Here is a 17,135-nt window from a genome sequence, read left to right on the forward strand (position 1 = left end):
TTGACCAGATTAGGTCATTATGCTCTTTCCTCTTTTTTCTCCGCATGTTGGATACGCTTTCAAAATTGTAACGAAAAACGGCATTTTTTGCCGTCTTCTGTCGTTCACATTATAGCTTTTCTTCTATGATTTTGTCCAGCAAGGCATTGCAACCCGCGTCCATTAATCGGTATGTTTCTTCAAAATTCCCGGTAAAATACGGGTCCGGTACTTCTCTCAGCTTTTCTTGTGGCAGCAGGTCCATGAATTTTAAAATGTCAGCCTCCGCTCCACCCGCGAGTTTGCGTATGTTTCGTTCATTGGAATCATCCATACACACAATATAATCAAACGCTTCAAAATCATGGCCTTTCATCTGTCGCGCCTGTATACCTTGTTCACTAATTCCGTGCAGCTTGAGTTGCTTTAGCGTTCCCTCATGCGGGGGATTTCCGATATGCCAGTCTCCTGTTCCTGCCGAGTCTACCCGAATTTTCGCATCTAGTCCCCGTTCCTGCGCTTTATGTCTCAGTACCGCCTCCCCCATAGGGGAACGGCAAATATTACCCAAACACACAAACAAAACGTTAATCATTTCGCTCTCCTTCCTAATTACACATTACAATTCCTTTTTCCTGTTCCATTGTAGCTATGCCCTCCAAAATTGTGCAAGCCATATTTAACGCGTTATACTTAAAAGCTGATGAGCTATGTAGACGTATGGCAGAAGAAAGGATGTTGGATATGACGAAGAAGCGCGCAATTGTATTTTCCGGCGGTCGTCTTGGCGAGGAAGAGCTACAACAAATACAACCCGGGGATTTCATTATTGGTGCAGATAAAGGCGCCCTTTTCCTGATCGAACACGGCATTACGCCACACGTATCTGTAGGAGACTTTGATTCAGTAACACCTGAGGAAAAGTCACGGGTTGAATCTGCAAGTAAACGTATGCTTTCGTGCGATCCGGTACTCAAGGACCTGACAGATACAGAGCTTGCTCTGGAAATTGCCATGGATGAGCAGGCAGAGCATGTGCTTATGCTTGGCGTTACGGGTACGCGGATGGATCATACTCTGGCTAATGTTCAAATATTGGTACGTGCGATGCAACATCATATAGGCTGTGCCATTATGGACGCCCATAACTATATTGAACTCACTGGATCAACGCTGGAGATTGAGCCTATGGGCTATACATATACATCGCTAATTCCTATGACTGCCGAAGTAACCGGTATAGAACTGGATGGATTCATGTACCCACTGCATAATGCCACACTTAAAATGGGACAATCGCGCGGTGTCAGCAACCAGCTGATCGCTCCAAAAGGAACGATTTCCATCGAAAGTGGACTGCTGCTTGTGATCCAAAGCAAAGATTAATTATTACATTATTGTAACCTTTTAAAAAGAACTTTTTTCGTTTGAAACCCTTGATAATCAAGAGTTTTTATCATATATTCCGATCTTTGAGATTCGATATTTTTTACAAATTGTAATTTTTAATCGTTTTTTAATAATTGGCTTGTAAGCCTTGTCTCTCAAGCATTTGAGCGTGCTTTTCCAACTATTAGGCGACTTTAAAGCTGTTATACTCAACGCTGTAAGTTAGTTAGCAACTCAGCAAAATATTGCACAAATCAATTTCTGGAGGTACTTACAACATGAACATGCATAAAATCATAAAAAAGGCAATTATCACAGGAATGGCAGCTACTATCGGCTTTGGAACGTTTGCATTAGAGGGAACAAATACGGCTCAAGCTGCCACCGCTACTACTTCTGTAGGTCAAAAAATAATTAACTACGGTGAAAACTATATGGGGACTCCTTACAAATTTGGAGCTTCCACAAGCACTACACGCAATTTTGATTGCTCTTCCTTCATGAAGCACATATTTCAGAAATACGGCGTTGACTTGCCTCGCACCTCTGTTGCACAATCGAATGTTGGACATGCCGTATCCAAGTCCAATCTGAAAAAGGGTGACCTTGTGTTCTTTTCGAGCGGTAGTCGCGCCACAGGTCGCAACATTACACATGTAGCGGTCTATGCAGGCGGAGGTAAAATTTTACACACATACGGTAAACCGGGCGTTACACTCTCCGATTTGAATTCCGGCAACTGGAAAAGAACATACATCAAAGCACGCCGCGTGCTGTAGCATTCATTTGATTAACGTATTCAAGCCGGGACACAGGGTCTCGGCTTTTTTATATTTTCCAATACTATACTACTCTGCTTCCGGGGGTGTTCTGAGTGAATAGCCGATACCTCGTTGCGTGCGAATCATTTTGAATCTTTGCCCTTTGTCTACCTTGACTCTCAAATGCCTGATATACACGTCCACTACGTTCGTATCTACAATATAATCATGCTTCCAAACATCCTTCAAAATTTGCTGCCTGCTGCAAACCTGATTAAGATGTATAGCCAGGTGAAGCAAAAGATCAAATTCCTTCGGAGTTAATTCCAGCTTCTGCCCGCCTCTGTTTACCAGTCTGCTTCCACTATCAATATGTAAATCACCCGCCTGTATCGGCCTTTTCACAACACGTGCAGCACCAAAAATCCGCAATAAATTAGCCACTCTGGCTTGAAACACTCTAGGGGAAAAGGGTTGGACAATCACATCGTGTGCCCCCTGCTCAAAACAGGAAACAATATGGTTCTCATCATCTGATGAGGTCATTATGAATATTGGAACAGTGGGATCATTTTGTTGCATGGTACGGATCAAGCCTTGTGTATCAGGCTGCTCATTATCCATATTCAGAAGCAGCAAATTCACAGAATTCTCGTCTAAATAAGACTTTCCCTCCGCTATATTGCGGGCGTTAACCACCTGATAGCTTTCCTGCTCCAACTGACGTGTATACGTAGTAGCAGATGCTTCATTCCCATCCACGAGTAAAATTAACGGGTTCATTCTTCTCACCCACCTGTGTTTGGACATAGGACTGCAATATGGATACAGACGTATTTGATACAAACGATTCGAACCTATTTATTATATTGTAACAAAAAAGCAGTGAAATCATTCCACGAAGGAAGACTTCCTGCTTTTACGGTTTAGCCTAAATAGCGGTGATAGATTTTCCTTGCTTCTGTGACGTCTTTTGTTCCGTGTATTAATGCTCTCCCATCTTCAAAAATAACCAAACGGTGCGTCCCTACACTAAAAGAAACCAGAAACGGATTGTGCTCCACTGTTCCCTCTTCCAAAGAAGCCAGCCTGTCTGCTGTTTCTTTAAGATTCACCTGTATCGACTCTGCTGGTCTAATTTGAACGGTATCCCTGCCGCACAGCACATCTGTTTTCTGGCGATGAGCTGCCGACAAATACGGATACGTCGGGTGGCTACCGCAAGAAGGACAATCCGTTTTTTTGGCGCTATCCACTGTTATCGCTACATACTCATTTTTCCACAGATCAAACGAAAGCAGCTTTCCCCTGAGATCATCAGGATATCCGCCGAGTAGCTTGAAAGCTTCCGTGGTCTGGTTGGCCGTAACCATCTGCACCGCCTGTGGAATGATCCCTACGGTATCACAGGTTTCACCGCCGAACGGTACAGCTCCAAGCAGACAATGAAGACAAGGTGTTTTCCCTGGTAAAATAGTATACGTTACCCCATAGCTGCCAACACATCCCCCATAAATCCAGGGAATGCGATGCTTTTGTGCCATATCGTTCATAAGTAGCCGGGTATCAAAGTTGTCGGTGGCATCCATAATGAGGTCTACTCCCTGAATCAGCTCCTCCAATTCCTCTACTCCAACATCCAGTACATGTGCGTGTATGATCGTTTCCGAACTGATTTCCTTTAGTCTTCGCTGGGCAGCTACTGCTTTGGGACACCTCTCTGCGGCGTCACTCTCCTGAAAAAGCTGCTGGCGCTGCAAGTTACTCCACTCCACATAATCCCGGTCTGCGATGGTCACAGTGCCTACGCCTCCGCGAACGAGCGTTTCCGCAATTCCGGTACCCAGCGCTCCAGCGCCTATGATCAGTACGTGGGACGAAGCTAGTCGGCGTTGTCCTTCCGGCCCGAAAGGGGCGAATCTTTCCTGTCTGGAATAGCGATCACTTGGTTGTACTTGTACACCAGCTTTTTCAGTCGCCTTCATGCCTGAACCAAGCCTTCTGTCGGGCTACTTGCAGATGCATAACGTTTTACAGGAATCAGGCCCGCCTCAAAGCCGTATCTGCCCGCGCGAACAGCCAGCTTCATCGCCTCAGCCATTTTCACAGGGTCCTGAGCTCCTGATACAGCTGTATTCAACAGCACGGCATCTGCCCCCAGTTGCATCGCCATTGCTGCATCTCCAGGTGAGCGAATGCCGGCATCGACGATAACCGGAACCTCCGCTTGTTCAATAATGAGTTCCAATGAGAATGGGTTTAGCAGGCCGCGTCCTGTACCAATGGGTGAAGCTCCAGGCATAACAGCATGTACGCCAAGCTTTTGCAGCCTTTTGGCTAGAATCACATCATCCGATATGTAGGGCAGCACGATAAAACCTTCCTCCAGCAGTTTTTCACTGGCCTTGAGTGTTTCAAAAGGATCAGGCAGCAATGTCTTGCTATCCCCAATGACCTCCACCTTAATCATGTCGCACAGACCTGAGGCTCTCGCCAGCTTAGCGATACGCACTGCCTCATCCGCCGTTGTCGCTCCTGCCGTATTGGGAAGCAGCGCATAACGACTCAAATCCAGTGTATCCAGAAAATGTTGCTTATCCCGTTCCTCCAAATTTAATCTTCGCACGGCAAATGTTAATATTTCGGTCTCCGCAGCTTCCACAGCTTTGGATTGAATATCCAGATCAGGGAATTTTCCTGTACCCAATAACAGCCTTGACGTAAAAGATGCTTTACCAATCGTTAACATGATTAACCGCCTCCCACAAAATGTACAATTTCCAAGCTGTCTCCATCCTTCAGTACCGCTTCATCATGATCTTCACGAGTCAATATATGATGATTCAGCTCCACCACTACAGTTTTCACTTTCAAATCCAGCTCTTTCAGCAGTTGATCCACATGAATGATCCGATTGGAAAAGGTCATGTTCTGACCGTTAATCGTCAGCTTCATTCGCTCGCCTCCTTTATACGTTCAGGAGAAAAGCCGCTTATTCCAAGCTCAGCCACACTAGCCCCTTTTAACAGAGCTGCTATCGCACGCCCGGTAGCTTCACTCAGCAACACACCGTTCCGGTAATGCCCGACCGCGGCATATACTCCTTCTACGCCGGGAACAGGCCCAATACAAGGACGCCCCGCCACTGCCTGCGGACGCAAGCCCGCCCAAGTGCATATAAAAGAAGCTTCACGGACGCGAGGCAACCAGGCAGAAGCACGGGCCAGCAGCCCCTCCAGGCTTCCAATGCTCACCTCTTTGTCAAACTGATGCGGCAGACTCGTCGCTCCAATCCAAAGCTCGTTGTTCCGCTTGGGCACTAAGTAAATATCATCGGCGTAAAGGGTATATTCCAACGGATGTTCCTTCAAGGAGACTGAAACAGCCTCACCCTTGACCGGATAAAGCGGATATTCAAAACCGACCTGCTCCAGCAGTCTCATACTATCCAAGCCTCCAGCAATAATGACCTGATCACAGGAAAAAAAGCCACTGTCTGTTTGTACGCCGCAAACTCGCCCATGCTGTACTACAAGTTGCTCCGCCTGTGTACCAGAGCATATTGTTGCTCCCAGTACGACAGCTGCCCCTGTATAAGCACGACAAAGCTGGGCAGGAGAAATCTGTGTCTCCTTTGATCGGTATATAGCCCCGATCACTTGACCATCCAAACCTGGAATTCGGCGAGCCAATTCTCTGGCATCCCACCACACAGGATGATCAACCTCTTGCGCAATAGCCGCATTCCAGCGTTTTTGCCCCTCTGCTTCCGAACGGAAGGGAGTCACAAATCCTTCTGTACGGAATTCCACCGAAACACCAGACAAACGCTCTAGGTCACGAACCAGCTCGGGAAATGCATCCCGGCTTGTGCGAGCGAACTGTGCCAATTCAGGGTCGGTGAATTCTTCACTCTCTGCTGCCAGCATCCCAACCGCAGCCCCTGAGGCTCCCCCGCCCGGAATGAATCGTTCCACCAATATCGTACTGCGACCCTCCTTGGCCACATGATAAGCAATGGAACTACCGATGACACCTCCACCAATCACCAAGCATTCAGCGTGTCCAATAGCTTGTACCTCTGTTTTTATCTCTGGCATATGTTCCATCTCTCCTCTCCACTAACGATTCTGCTTGCAGCGATCTCCTACTTTCATTTCACCACTACATGCTGTGCACTACCCGATCCACCATTCGCTTGTACGCCATCGCAGCCGCAACGGGGGACTCAGCCTCCCAGATGCCGGACATCACCGCAATTCCGCTTGCACCCGCAGTATACAGCTCGTGAATATGGCATGGTTGTATGCCGCCTAGAGCAATCACAGGAATGTTCAGCAGCCTGCATATGCGCTCAAGCTGTGCTATACCTCGCGGAGTAACACCAGGCTTGCAGTGAGTCTCATACACATGGCCATAGAGTACATAATGCGCTCCTGCCCGTTCGGCAGCCTGTGCCTCCTCCAAGGAATGCACCGACACCCCACAGCGCATATCCTCTGAAAGTAAGCTTTTGACAGCTGCAACAGGTAATCCGTTAGCCGGTAGCTGGATAGCTCCAACGGAGGTAAGCAAAGCAACATCCACCCGGTCATTTACTGCAATTTGCTGTAAAGGAACTCCTCGATTCACCATACTGCGGGTTAAAGCAAGCAATTCAGATGCGCCCTTCTGCTTCAAGCGCACGTGTACATAATGAACATACGGATGAATAGCAGCAGCCACTTGGGCAGTATGTGCATGTGCACTAAAATCGCCTTCCATCGTAATTACGTGCAATTCGATCTTATTCTCACCTCACAATGGACTAAATGGTTGTAAGCTGACCCTGTATCTTTACAGTCTCATATCGTGCTATACGTTATGGACTAACCACGTTTACCAGCAAAAAAATGAAGGGGTACGGTATATGAATACGAATATATGAACAAGAACGAAAACGCAAAAAAACCACTTCCCGAAGGAAGTGGTTTAACGTACGTCCAATAACCAAACGGATCATTATATCCGTATACGTATATCGTCCCACATACAAACAAAGTAATAAATTCGTTACCTCGTTTGTACGGCGCTCACTTCCCTACGCTGGCATAACCCAGATCAGGTGCAAAGGGTCCGAAATCCGTTTATTCCGTCTCAGCCGCATGGGCGGCTCCCCTAGTGTAACTATTTTATTGTATCAGCTAAAGATAGCTTAGCATAATTTCCTAATCCTGCAAACCCTGCTTCTTGTGAAGCTTGGTACAGAACTGGATATTTAGTTGACTTTACTTGTCCATTCTTCCACATTCCACGTTTTGGTTACCCAATCCTCATAAAAGTCCGGTTCGTGAGATACGAGCAGCACCGTTCCTTTGTATTCCTTCAAGGCACGTTTCAACTCATCCTTTGCTTTGATGTCCAAGTGATTGGTAGGCTCATCGAAAAGCACCCAATTGCTTTCCCGCATTAGCAGTTTGCATAGGCGGACTTTGGCCTGCTCACCACCACTGAGCGCGGATAGCGGACGGGTGATATGCTCATTTTTCAAACCGCAACGCGCCAAATGCGCCCGTACTTCATGCTGGTTCAAGTGCGGGAATTCATTCCACACATCCTCAATCGGTGTAACTTTCTCTGCTCGTACCTCTTGCTCAAAATAAGCTGGCTGCAAGAAATCCCCTTGATAGGTCTTGCCGCTGATCGGCGGAATTTTTCCCAGAATGGTTTTGAGCAATGTCGATTTACCGACACCATTGTAGCCCACAATCGCAATTTTATCGCCGCGTTCAATCGTCATGGACATTTTAGGCAACAGGACATGGGTGTAGCCAATTTCAAAATCAATACCCTCAAACACCGTTTTCCCACTCGCACGTGCTTCTTTAAATTGGAATGTTGGTTTAGCCGCTTCTTCCGGTTTATCGATGCGCTCGATTCGATCAAGCTGCTTCTCACGACTCTTCGCTCGACCTGACGTAGAGGCGCGCGCCTTATTGCGTTGAATGAAATCTTCCTGTTTCTTAATAAAATCCTGCTGCTTCTCATAAGCTTCAATATGCTGGCTTTTGTTCAGGTCTGCCATTTCAAGGAACTTTTCATAGTTGGCTGAATAACGGGTCAGCTTGGCAAATTCAAGATGATAGATGACATTAACGACCTGATTCATAAACTCAGTATCATGAGAAATAAGAATAAACGCATATGGATAATCCTTCAGATAACGTGTAAGCCATTCAATATGCTCTACATCCAAATAGTTGGTAGGCTCATCCAGTAGCAACACATTCGGCTTTTCCAATAGCAGCTTGGCAAGTAGGACCTTCGTCCGTTGTCCACCGCTAAGTGCGGAAACATCCCGCTCCAGTCCTATTGCGGAAAGGCCCAATCCATTCGCCATTTCTTCAACCTTCACATCGATGAGATAAAAATCCCCCATATCCAGTTGTTCCTGAATTTCACCCATCTGTTCCAGCAGCACTTCCAGTTCTTCAGGAGAAGCTTCTCCCATCTTGTCAGTGATCTGCATCATTTCCTTTTCCAATTCCAACAATGGGAGAAAGGCGTCCTTCAGTACATCCCGCACCGTTTTACCAGGTGTCAGCTTGGTGTGCTGATCCAAATACCCATAACGTACACGTGGAGTCCATTCCACTTTGCCTTCATCCTTAAGCAATTTTCCGGTCAGGATGTTCATCAGTGTCGATTTACCAACACCATTGGCTCCCACCAAACCTACACGTTCCCCTCCAAGCAATCGGAAGGATACATTTTTAAACAATGCGCGGTCCCCAAAGTTATGGGATACATTTTCTACAGTCAATAAACTCATAAGCTGTTTTTGGCTCCTTATTGTCATCGGCAATGCCGACTGTTCTTATTTCATATGCATTTCTTTCAAAGCCTTATTGTAGCACATCCAGTAGCCTTATCGGAATATTGAAAATGGGTGAATTTGAAGGATTTTGATATTGTCTGCTTATAAAAAAAGAAAAACCACTCGTAGGAGTGATTTATTTAAAGATTGTTTAAAGATTTATTTATATTCATTATAACATTTATATTCAAAATACCCTGCGGCCGCCGCAGATTTTTCATCCGTAAAACGCTCTGTCGCTTTAAATGGAGCTGGACAAGAATCTCTGTAAAAATATTTCATTCCGGTATCCGGCTCTACGCCGCCGATCATGGCTTGCTTCCTCACGACTCTTCCGCCACCAAACCCATAGTTATTATAGTACCTATCTCCAACCGGAATTCCCTGGATAAACGCCATCAGCCCCACATCATCTACCGTGTTATACCATTCCTCTTGCGAGATGAGCGGTAGCGTGAAAGTATAGGATACACCATTATGTGCTGCCTTTTCGTTATGGAGATTAATGAGTCGGCCCAGATCCTCCTGAATGCTGTGGACAATGGTAGAACGTCGTACTTGCTCAAAAGCTTCCGGGTCATTAAGCAACGAGATCGTTGTCTGTCCCTGAAGTTCCTTCTGAAAGCCCTCTACCCACCTGTGATTCCGAGCATCATAGGCATGTACATAATTGTCCAAAGTAAATCCAACACTGTTACCTACTGAATCAACGTAGGCATAAGGTTTTTTTTCACTCCATTTGGGTCCCTGGACAGCTTGTCCATGCTCATCTGTGTAAGATACGGAAGCAAATGCATAATAGCCGTCATAGTCCAGAACCATAAGAGCAGGCATATAATCCAATAGTGCACGTTGTGCCACTGTATCCCCATCAATTCCCATGTTAAGAAAAAGGGTATGCAGGAACGTGTGCAGCGCTTCTTCTTTATCTACACGAAAAAACTTGTCCGAGCCATACCCAGCCTCTCGTTCCTGACGCTCATTCTGTGAAAGCACGACACCAGCATCCTGAACTGCGGTACGGAGGGCCGAGGTATATTTCATTTCCAGTTGTTGTACTTCGCGCTGATTCTGCACCCGCAGGTCACTAACTACGCCAAAGGGCAAAAACAGCAGGATAAATATAACTGCAAAATCAGTAATCTTCATTCAGAACCATGCCCCCGTAAGAAGCTGTAACCGCCGGTTTGCCGCTATCTGCCCCACCAAGAAGCCATGATTTGTACAAGTCCGCAGGAGTGCGATTCGTATTGTGCACCCGCACTGTAAAATAATCTCCTGACATTATGGTATACCGACGTGTTTGATCTGACTTTGGCTGCTGATTGTCTGGAAACAGTACAGGCAAGATTTGCGGGTTATAGTAACCGTCATATACGGAGGAATAGTAGCCGAGAAAGCTATCCGGCCTCGCCGCATCTGCATAGTCCGGTACATATTTTTTGTGCATATGCTCCAATTCAACCTCATACGTATTACCCGTCAGCTCTAGCTCACGCATAAAATCGTTATACATCGTCGGTGTAATATATCCCTTGGTTCTCACCATATCAACAAAACGTACTGTTGAATGATACGTATTTAACCCGGATATATCGTCCTGTCGTTCAGCGGCTTGAGCTGCGGGCACTATGTACAAGAGCAATACAGCGAGCAGTGCCCCCAACAGCTTGGATATAGATTGAACCACTTCAGTCCTCCCCCAATTTCTCAAAACGTATGGATTGTATATCTCCATACTGATCACGCTGTGGATGCATGGAATATAAAGAGGAAGCATCGAGGGCTGATACATCGGGCTCGAACGGTTCAGAATACATATCGTACACTGTACCATCGACTTGAACAGGAATGCCTTCCTGCAAGTTCATACGAATTGCCTGCATAACTTGAGTTCCTTTGACCCGTTCTGGCATACTCACCTCTAAAGTACGATTGATACGCCCCTCGGAATGTTCCTCCTGCTGCGATCTTAATTCCAGTGTAGTGCCCATCTGACTGGACAACTCTGCTGCCGCTGCACATGCGGTTATAAACAGCGTAACTGACACACCAAGCCGCAGCATACTTGAAGCGTGATCAGACATGCTACCCATCTCCCTTACAATTGATATCCTTACTGTGGTGCTTAGGATTGGGTGAACAATAGCCCGCGTACAACATTCGATTTATCCTTGACGATTTCCGCCTTGAATTTACCACTTGGATTTACGTATTCGTTTTCTTTCTCATTCAGTGTATTCGTTATTTTTCCTGTCTTATCACTTCCACCATTCACCGCTCCATACTGTTCACTGTCTGGGCTAATGTTCAGAGCATTACCATACCACTGACCCGTCATGTTTTTTCCGGTTTTAATCTGAATTCCGAATTGGTCCTTACCTTGAAACTTCCGCAGCGCATTGGTCACTTGGGACCCACTGATCGTTGTACCGTCATATACCGTAAAAGAGGCTTGAGACAACTCGGTCTGGATATCGGCAAAATTGTTTTGTGCCGTTTTGGTTGCCTCCTGTGCCGAAATAAACAAAATAACTACAATTGTGATCAGTGCAATGGTCAAAAATATGCCAGCAGCTACTTTTAAGGCTGTTGATGCGTTATTCATTATTTTTCTCTCCTTAGCTGTGATATCGTAATAGTCGAAATAGAACTACTTACTGAATTTTTTGTATTTGCTCGTAATAGCTATCCATTTGGACAAAGCTCATACCGATCAAAGGGATGACCAAATATAAAAAGATAAGACCGTACATCGGAGCAAAACCGATCATCCTTCCCCAGATGGCCTTGCTGTCTATAATTTTTTCATACTCCTGTTTTCTTTGTTCAAAATAGTAAGACATATGGGAATCCAAATCGTCGAAGGCCTCGCGAATCGTAATTTTGCCCAAAGACAGATGCAGCTTGTCCACCAAGCGTTGAAATTCGGGGAGTGGCGCTTCTTCTTTCAACAAGTCAAGTGCTGCCTCAGGCCCGTGCTCATAATGAAGCAAGCATTTTTGTAAAGGTCTTTTGAAAATAACCGAAAATCGGTTCAGCCATTCCAATATTTCCTCAACAGACATTCGTTCCATGGCTCGCAAAATTGAAATGACCGTCTGAAACTGGTAAACCTCATGCCTCATATCCAAGCGCCGCATTTTTCGCTGCAAATACAACAAGAGCATAGGCATCTGATAGGCTACATACCCGGCAACCAAACTAATCAGCACTTCCCACCACTTGATGTATTCCGCGTTCCACGCTCCCAGCTTTTGCAGAATACGACGCGTATTTTCTGAAAGCTGCTCCGGAGTTTTTCTGCCACCATAAACGTGCTCCAGCGCTGCGTACGTCTGCTCATAGGTGCTGTCCGCCCTCATATTTAGCGCATGCATCATTTTGCGGTCAATCTCACTCTGCTTTAAAGCTTCTTTTTCCTCCACCGGACTCAAACGTCCAAACATTTGGCCCGATTGAACCGGAGCGTGAAGAATATGTGTTTTCTCAGCTTCATGTAATATAAATACCGTACTAATGCTGAGCACCAAGCCTGCGATAAAAAGAGTGATTCTGCGTATGTACAGCCACTCCAGCTTGACCTCTGCACCGCTTTCCTTTAGCAGCCGGGTCAGTTGGAAATAAGAGGGCATATGCTGCTGCGGAATTAAAGCATCCACCACATTACGAATAATGGGCAAACGGTACAGCTTTTGCTCCCAGACCCGCCGTCCTTTGCCCGCACGATATCCAGTCTCGTCAGTCTGTTGCAGCTTTTGTAGCAGGAAGTAAGATACAATAATTACAATATAGACGGACAATTTTGTGATAAAGCCCCATTTCCCCTGATAAAACTCATCCATAGATGGAAAGCTGGACCTTGCCCATCTTTCGATTGGCATTGTAAAAAAAACAGGTGCAAGTGCGATCACATTTAAACTTTTGAGCAGGTAGTCCAGTTTATTTCTCCGCAGCAGTTCCAGTTGGATTTCGCGCGCAAGACTGCCAAGTCCCTTTAAATAAATGGAGCCTCCCTCTTCAATCCGGTCACCAAACTCCATTACCATATATGAAATACCGGCAAATGCTTTTAAAAACCGATTAGGAGCGGACTCATAGTATCTTTCCAGCGCTTCGTGCGGATCAGCGTCCGTCAGCGCCTCATGAATAAGTCGCGCATGCCTTCCAGCCTCAGCCCCTGCCAAATCGGCCGCCTCGGATATTGCCTCTTCCACCATGCCGTGCTGATGATAATGATGGCGTACATTGGCGAACAATTCGATCATCTGTGCAAGCAGCCTTTTTTCCATCCGGCTAATCGTCATATCCAAAATGAGACTGTTAATCACCACTCCGCATAACAGAGCCAGTACGGCAAACTCTAGCCCCGGTTTCATCATAAGCAACACAACGCCGCTACAAGCAAAAGCCACCCAGATGAACAGCGTCATTTTCATCGTCTCAAGGCGAAGCTTATATTCATCGTAAGCGTGCAAACCGGATAATCGCTTGCGTACACTCGTGATATACCCGGATGTAACAGGGAATCTCATGCCTAGTGTATACAACTTGTGCATTCCAGATTGCATTTGCCGTTGCAGCACTGCTTTTCCCTTCCGTCCCTCTCGCACAGAATGAATTCGCCCTCTGCGGATTGCATGACCATTACGCTTGCGCAACCACCACAAAGTCACATAGAGAAGCGCAAAGCCCCCACCCGAAATGAGCAAAACCCACAGTAACATTACTTTAAGACTCATAGGCTTCCTCCCAATAGCGAGTCAGGAATCTGTGAAAATCTCCGGCATCCTTGACGTTCATCTGTTCACACATTTCTTCTGTGCTTTTGACAGTCAGGGGCTCCATCGCGATGTATCTCCCATTCCGATATTCCATAACATGACGATAGCTATAACTCGACGCAGAGTTGGAGCCTGAATCTATATGATCGGAATCGTGCGGCACACATTCCGTAATCCGTTCAATATATCGCCGTCCCTCAGCATCACGCTTGAGATGCACATCAAAGTTAATGACATGAACGACCTGTTCCTCAGCAATACCTTCATGCTGAAACACTCCTGTTTTAAGCAGTGAATTACGAAGAGAGAACACAAGATCGCGAAAGGTTTTGGCATGATGGGTAAAAATGGTGAACAGACTGGCAACCTGCGACATTTGAATCATCCATGCGGCTACTTCGTCACTCGCTACTTCACCAAGGATATTGACGGTTCCATCTGTCTTTTTCTGCAAATCGAGCCCTTGTTGCCCTGAAATATGATCCGTTTCCCGAAAGGTCAGAATGTTACGGCGGCTGTAAATGCTACGCAGATGCAGTTCAAAGGCCATTTCCTGCACACGAAGCGTATACGAAGCGTAAATATGCTTGACCATCGCCATCAGAAGCGTCGTTTTACCTGAACCTTGCGCTCCGGTGATTGCTGTGATCCGGCTGCCTTTCATTAAATAAGAAAGTAACTGTATCGGAAACTCAGCATTTTCTCCCTTAATTAATTGCTCAAGCGATGCGCTTTGAATATCAAATTTACGAACAAAGAAAGCCCACGATTCTGAAAAAGGAGGTCGTACCACAACAACCCGTGACCCATCCTTCATTTCGTTCACCTTATACCCATTTGCTTCGGAAAGCTGTCCGGGGTAGTTGTATTTGTAAATATTTTGGCACACCCTTTTAAGCTCCCGCTCTGAACCGAAGGAAAGGAACGAAAGGTGAATGGTCTTGCCTTTATAAAAAATCCACACGCTCTCATAGCCATTTGCTATCGGTTCAAATGTTTGTTCGGATGTATAGTGATCAGAAGGCCACTCCGCCGATACAGGCATTCCGCCTTCCGGTACACCGCTAACGCCCCCACTGACACCGTCGATCCGCTGGTCACGAATATCATCAATGACGGAAAAGCCTTTGTATTGCTGATAAATCCGCTGTACAATAATATCTACCTTCTCCAGAAAGGAGAGAGGGCGATGCTCACAGTAATAGATATAGCGAATATCCTCCGCTGTAATATGATAGCTTCCATCCTCTTCACCTTGCTGCGAATATCTCATTTCCGCCAAATCATAAGTATCGAGTAAGCGTGAAAGAGCATCAACACCAAACTTTTGCTGATATTGGTAAAATACAATTTCGAATTGATCCTGTACGCTAAACAGCTCCGGTCTGGAGAATGGCATAACACTATCGACGATCTTTTCGTTCAAGCCGTAACCGTTAATCAGCAGCTCAGCCATCAAATTTTTAACAAAACGTTTGTCTCCACTACTGCCATTGGCACAGTCCTTTAACGCCCTGCGCAGTTCGGCCCTTTGATGGATACGTCGCCTGTATTCCTCTTCATGTAATCCAGCATCCGCCATCTGGCTATGACTTAGCTCATGCAGCGCATTTTTGATATACTCCATCAGCGTCTCCAATGTGACATCTTCACTCTCTGGAGCTACTCGAATAGTTGAATACCGCAAGCGAAGGCTCCCTCGGTATTTAACGATAACCAGTATGATACACAACAGAATGATGCATGTAAGAATTAGCCCGTTGATCATTTGAGGGGACAGCATTTAAGCGCCCCTCTCCAAAGCCTTGAGCCGAAGATCGGACTCTGCCGCCTCCAGAATAGCCTTGCTAATCTGCCGTATGCTCTGTGCCCATCCCACTGGCATAAAAAGCTTACGGTCCTTCTCTTTCCCGCTTCGTACATCCCGCTGCACATGACCTATCACGTCTCTGCGGTTCCACGCATCCATAAATTCGGTGCTATAAGGAACAGTATGGAGTGCACCCTTGTAGCCATACCTCCTGCGAATATTCGTCACATTTGCTTGAGAATGCACATCATATTTCCCAAGCACGATCAATAGCGGCAATTCCGAGTAAGTAGATAATGGAGACACAGATTCAAAGTAGGCATCCAGCTCCCTCATATTTTGAGTTAGCGAAAGAACCGCCAGCTTGGATCGCACACATGCTTCATGCTGTACAGCTCCCCATACTGCTCCACTCCCTGCATCAACCAGCGTCAAATCATAATATTGATCCGCCGTATCCATCACTGCTCTTACAAGAGCAGAGGATAACAGGGGCGGAGCGGCTCCAATGCTTGAGGTTCCCTCAAGCACATCGAGAGTCTGCTCCAGTACAGGCGTCGTATAATTACGAATATTTTCTCTGGACAATGTCCCTCGCAGAGCTAATCGTGCAAGAGCATCCCAACCTCCCTCCTGAAGCCGTAAGCTTGGATCGTCCATACGATGTTCTTGTATAGGAAATCCCGACTCTATACCGGTATGTCTGCGCCCCAAATGGGTCAGCAGCAGTCGTCCTCTATAAAGATTACCTATGGTGACGGCTATGGCAGCCGCCATGGAACTGCTTCCACTTGCTCCCTTAACCGGACTCCAAAACAAAATGGTACTCATGCTTTCCTCCTCTCCGCATGCTTTAACGCACGACGGCTCTCTTTGGGTTCCCAACCCATTAATTCTCCAATACAACGACTCAGCTCTTTCTTGTACACTCTGGACAATGGCTTAAGCTTGAGCTGTTGTTTGTGCTCATTTTCCAGTTTCAGGGCAAGATGCCCTTCATCCCATGGCAGTATATACGGCTCCTGCTGCCAAGAGGCCGGAAAGCGGTTCATGTATTCCCACAAATACGGCTCCTCCACGCCACAATCTACAGCCTGTATAAATAACTTGTGAAATACAAGATTCTTCGGAAATTCAGGTTGACTAAACAAATGCTCAAGCCACACCTGTCCGTTGTCCATTAGCATCCGGCTATAGTCACTGACCCAAACCCGCTGTTCTGCCTCTTGCCAAACAGATACGGGGCAGAAATCAGGTGACTCTACATCCAGAATAACAATGTCATAAGTCAAACCTGCTTTCCGATCAGCCATCATAGCGATATGCAGATCATCCCAAGATGTAAAACCCGTGGCGACATCAAAATCGCCAAACTGCACAATGGGAAGTGGTTTGTCGAGCATCCCTATGCTGTATCGATACTGTCCTCGCAGCGTTGCATCCACAATTAATACCTGTTGACCGGATGCTGCCAATATACTGCTGATGTATAACAAGGTATCGCTTTTATCACATAGCCCGGCAAATATCCAAGTTTTCATACGTTTGTCCCTTTT

General features: G+C 46.2%; 18 protein-coding genes and 1 riboswitch. Of the genes, 2 read left to right on the forward strand and 16 right to left on the reverse strand.

Annotation, left to right across the window (positions count from 1 at the left end; genetic code table 11):
- Positions 1 to 109: 109 nt before the first annotated feature.
- Positions 110 to 574 carry a low molecular weight protein-tyrosine-phosphatase gene (locus ABIA61_RS05210; RefSeq protein WP_404580422.1) on the reverse strand — a complete coding sequence of 155 codons (465 nt, stop codon included), beginning with the start codon at positions 572 to 574 and terminating at the stop codon, positions 110 to 112.
- 149 nt (positions 575 to 723) lie between these two features.
- Between ABIA61_RS05210 and ABIA61_RS05215 the strand changes: the two genes are divergently transcribed.
- Positions 724 to 1,365, forward strand: a complete 642-nt coding sequence (locus tag ABIA61_RS05215) for a thiamine diphosphokinase (protein ID WP_283652087.1) — start codon at positions 724 to 726, stop codon at positions 1,363 to 1,365.
- 281 nt (positions 1,366 to 1,646) lie between these two features.
- Positions 1,647 to 2,147 carry a C40 family peptidase gene (locus ABIA61_RS05220; protein ID WP_283652088.1) on the forward strand — a complete coding sequence of 167 codons (501 nt, stop codon included), beginning with the start codon at positions 1,647 to 1,649 and terminating at the stop codon, positions 2,145 to 2,147.
- 69 nt (positions 2,148 to 2,216) lie between these two features.
- Here ABIA61_RS05220 and ABIA61_RS05225 read toward each other — a convergent pair whose 3' ends face one another.
- From ABIA61_RS05225 to ABIA61_RS05295, 15 genes are all read right to left on the reverse strand, one after another.
- On the reverse strand, positions 2,217 to 2,912 hold the full coding sequence (locus ABIA61_RS05225) for a response regulator transcription factor (RefSeq protein WP_404520199.1): 696 nt from the start codon (positions 2,910 to 2,912) through the stop codon (positions 2,217 to 2,219).
- A gap of 143 nt (positions 2,913 to 3,055) precedes the next feature.
- Entirely contained in the window at positions 3,056 to 4,114 is a 1,059-nt protein-coding gene (locus ABIA61_RS05230; protein WP_404580423.1) for a ThiF family adenylyltransferase, read from the reverse strand.
- On the reverse strand, positions 4,111 to 4,878 hold the full coding sequence (locus ABIA61_RS05235; RefSeq protein ID WP_283652091.1) for a thiazole synthase: 768 nt from the start codon (positions 4,876 to 4,878) through the stop codon (positions 4,111 to 4,113). Before ABIA61_RS05235 ends, ABIA61_RS05230 begins: the two co-directional genes overlap by 4 nt.
- A 2-nt stretch (positions 4,879 to 4,880) precedes the next feature.
- The gene (thiS, locus tag ABIA61_RS05240) at positions 4,881 to 5,084 is read right to left on the reverse strand and encodes a sulfur carrier protein ThiS (RefSeq protein ID WP_283652092.1); all 204 of its coding nucleotides are present in this window, start codon (positions 5,082 to 5,084) and stop codon (positions 4,881 to 4,883) included.
- Entirely contained in the window at positions 5,081 to 6,229 is a 1,149-nt protein-coding gene (gene thiO / locus ABIA61_RS05245; protein WP_283652093.1) for a glycine oxidase ThiO, read from the reverse strand. Before thiO ends, thiS begins: the two co-directional genes overlap by 4 nt.
- Before the next feature lie 64 nt (positions 6,230 to 6,293).
- Entirely contained in the window at positions 6,294 to 6,908 is a 615-nt protein-coding gene (locus tag ABIA61_RS05250) for a thiamine phosphate synthase (protein WP_404580425.1), read from the reverse strand.
- Between the two features lie 281 nt (positions 6,909 to 7,189).
- Positions 7,190 to 7,298: riboswitch (TPP riboswitch) on the reverse strand.
- A gap of 88 nt (positions 7,299 to 7,386) precedes the next feature.
- Positions 7,387 to 8,940 (reverse strand): ABC-F family ATP-binding cassette domain-containing protein, encoded by a 1,554-nt coding sequence (locus tag ABIA61_RS05255; RefSeq protein ID WP_404580426.1) that lies wholly within the window; start codon positions 8,938 to 8,940, stop codon positions 7,387 to 7,389.
- A 204-nt stretch (positions 8,941 to 9,144) separates the two neighbouring features.
- On the reverse strand, positions 9,145 to 10,134 hold the full coding sequence (locus tag ABIA61_RS05260) for a hypothetical protein (RefSeq protein ID WP_404580427.1): 990 nt from the start codon (positions 10,132 to 10,134) through the stop codon (positions 9,145 to 9,147).
- Positions 10,121 to 10,675, reverse strand: coding sequence for a hypothetical protein (locus tag ABIA61_RS05265; protein ID WP_283652096.1), 555 nt, complete (start codon positions 10,673 to 10,675; stop codon positions 10,121 to 10,123). The genes ABIA61_RS05260 and ABIA61_RS05265 overlap by 14 nt, the downstream gene beginning before the upstream one ends.
- Position 10,676: 1 nt before the next feature.
- On the reverse strand, positions 10,677 to 11,072 hold the full coding sequence (locus tag ABIA61_RS05270; protein WP_404580429.1) for a hypothetical protein: 396 nt from the start codon (positions 11,070 to 11,072) through the stop codon (positions 10,677 to 10,679).
- 41 nt (positions 11,073 to 11,113) lie between these two features.
- Positions 11,114 to 11,593: a hypothetical protein gene (locus tag ABIA61_RS05275; protein ID WP_014281476.1), complete on the reverse strand. Its 480-nt coding sequence runs from the start codon at positions 11,591 to 11,593 to the stop codon at positions 11,114 to 11,116.
- A gap of 49 nt (positions 11,594 to 11,642) precedes the next feature.
- The gene (locus ABIA61_RS05280; RefSeq protein ID WP_404580430.1) at positions 11,643 to 13,727 is read right to left on the reverse strand and encodes a hypothetical protein; all 2,085 of its coding nucleotides are present in this window, start codon (positions 13,725 to 13,727) and stop codon (positions 11,643 to 11,645) included.
- Positions 13,717 to 15,552 carry an ATPase, T2SS/T4P/T4SS family gene (locus ABIA61_RS05285; protein ID WP_283652099.1) on the reverse strand — a complete coding sequence of 612 codons (1,836 nt, stop codon included), beginning with the start codon at positions 15,550 to 15,552 and terminating at the stop codon, positions 13,717 to 13,719. Before ABIA61_RS05285 ends, ABIA61_RS05280 begins: the two co-directional genes overlap by 11 nt.
- Positions 15,553 to 16,410, reverse strand: a complete 858-nt coding sequence (locus tag ABIA61_RS05290) for a hypothetical protein (RefSeq protein ID WP_404580432.1) — start codon at positions 16,408 to 16,410, stop codon at positions 15,553 to 15,555. It abuts the gene before it with no gap.
- Positions 16,407 to 17,120 carry a hypothetical protein gene (locus ABIA61_RS05295; protein ID WP_283652101.1) on the reverse strand — a complete coding sequence of 238 codons (714 nt, stop codon included), beginning with the start codon at positions 17,118 to 17,120 and terminating at the stop codon, positions 16,407 to 16,409. The genes ABIA61_RS05290 and ABIA61_RS05295 overlap by 4 nt, the downstream gene beginning before the upstream one ends.
- Between the last annotated feature and the right edge of the window lie 15 nt (positions 17,121 to 17,135).

The organism is Paenibacillus sp. RC21 (genome assembly GCF_044907935.1).
GTDB lineage: Bacteria > Bacillota > Bacilli > Paenibacillales > Paenibacillaceae > Paenibacillus > Paenibacillus terrae_A.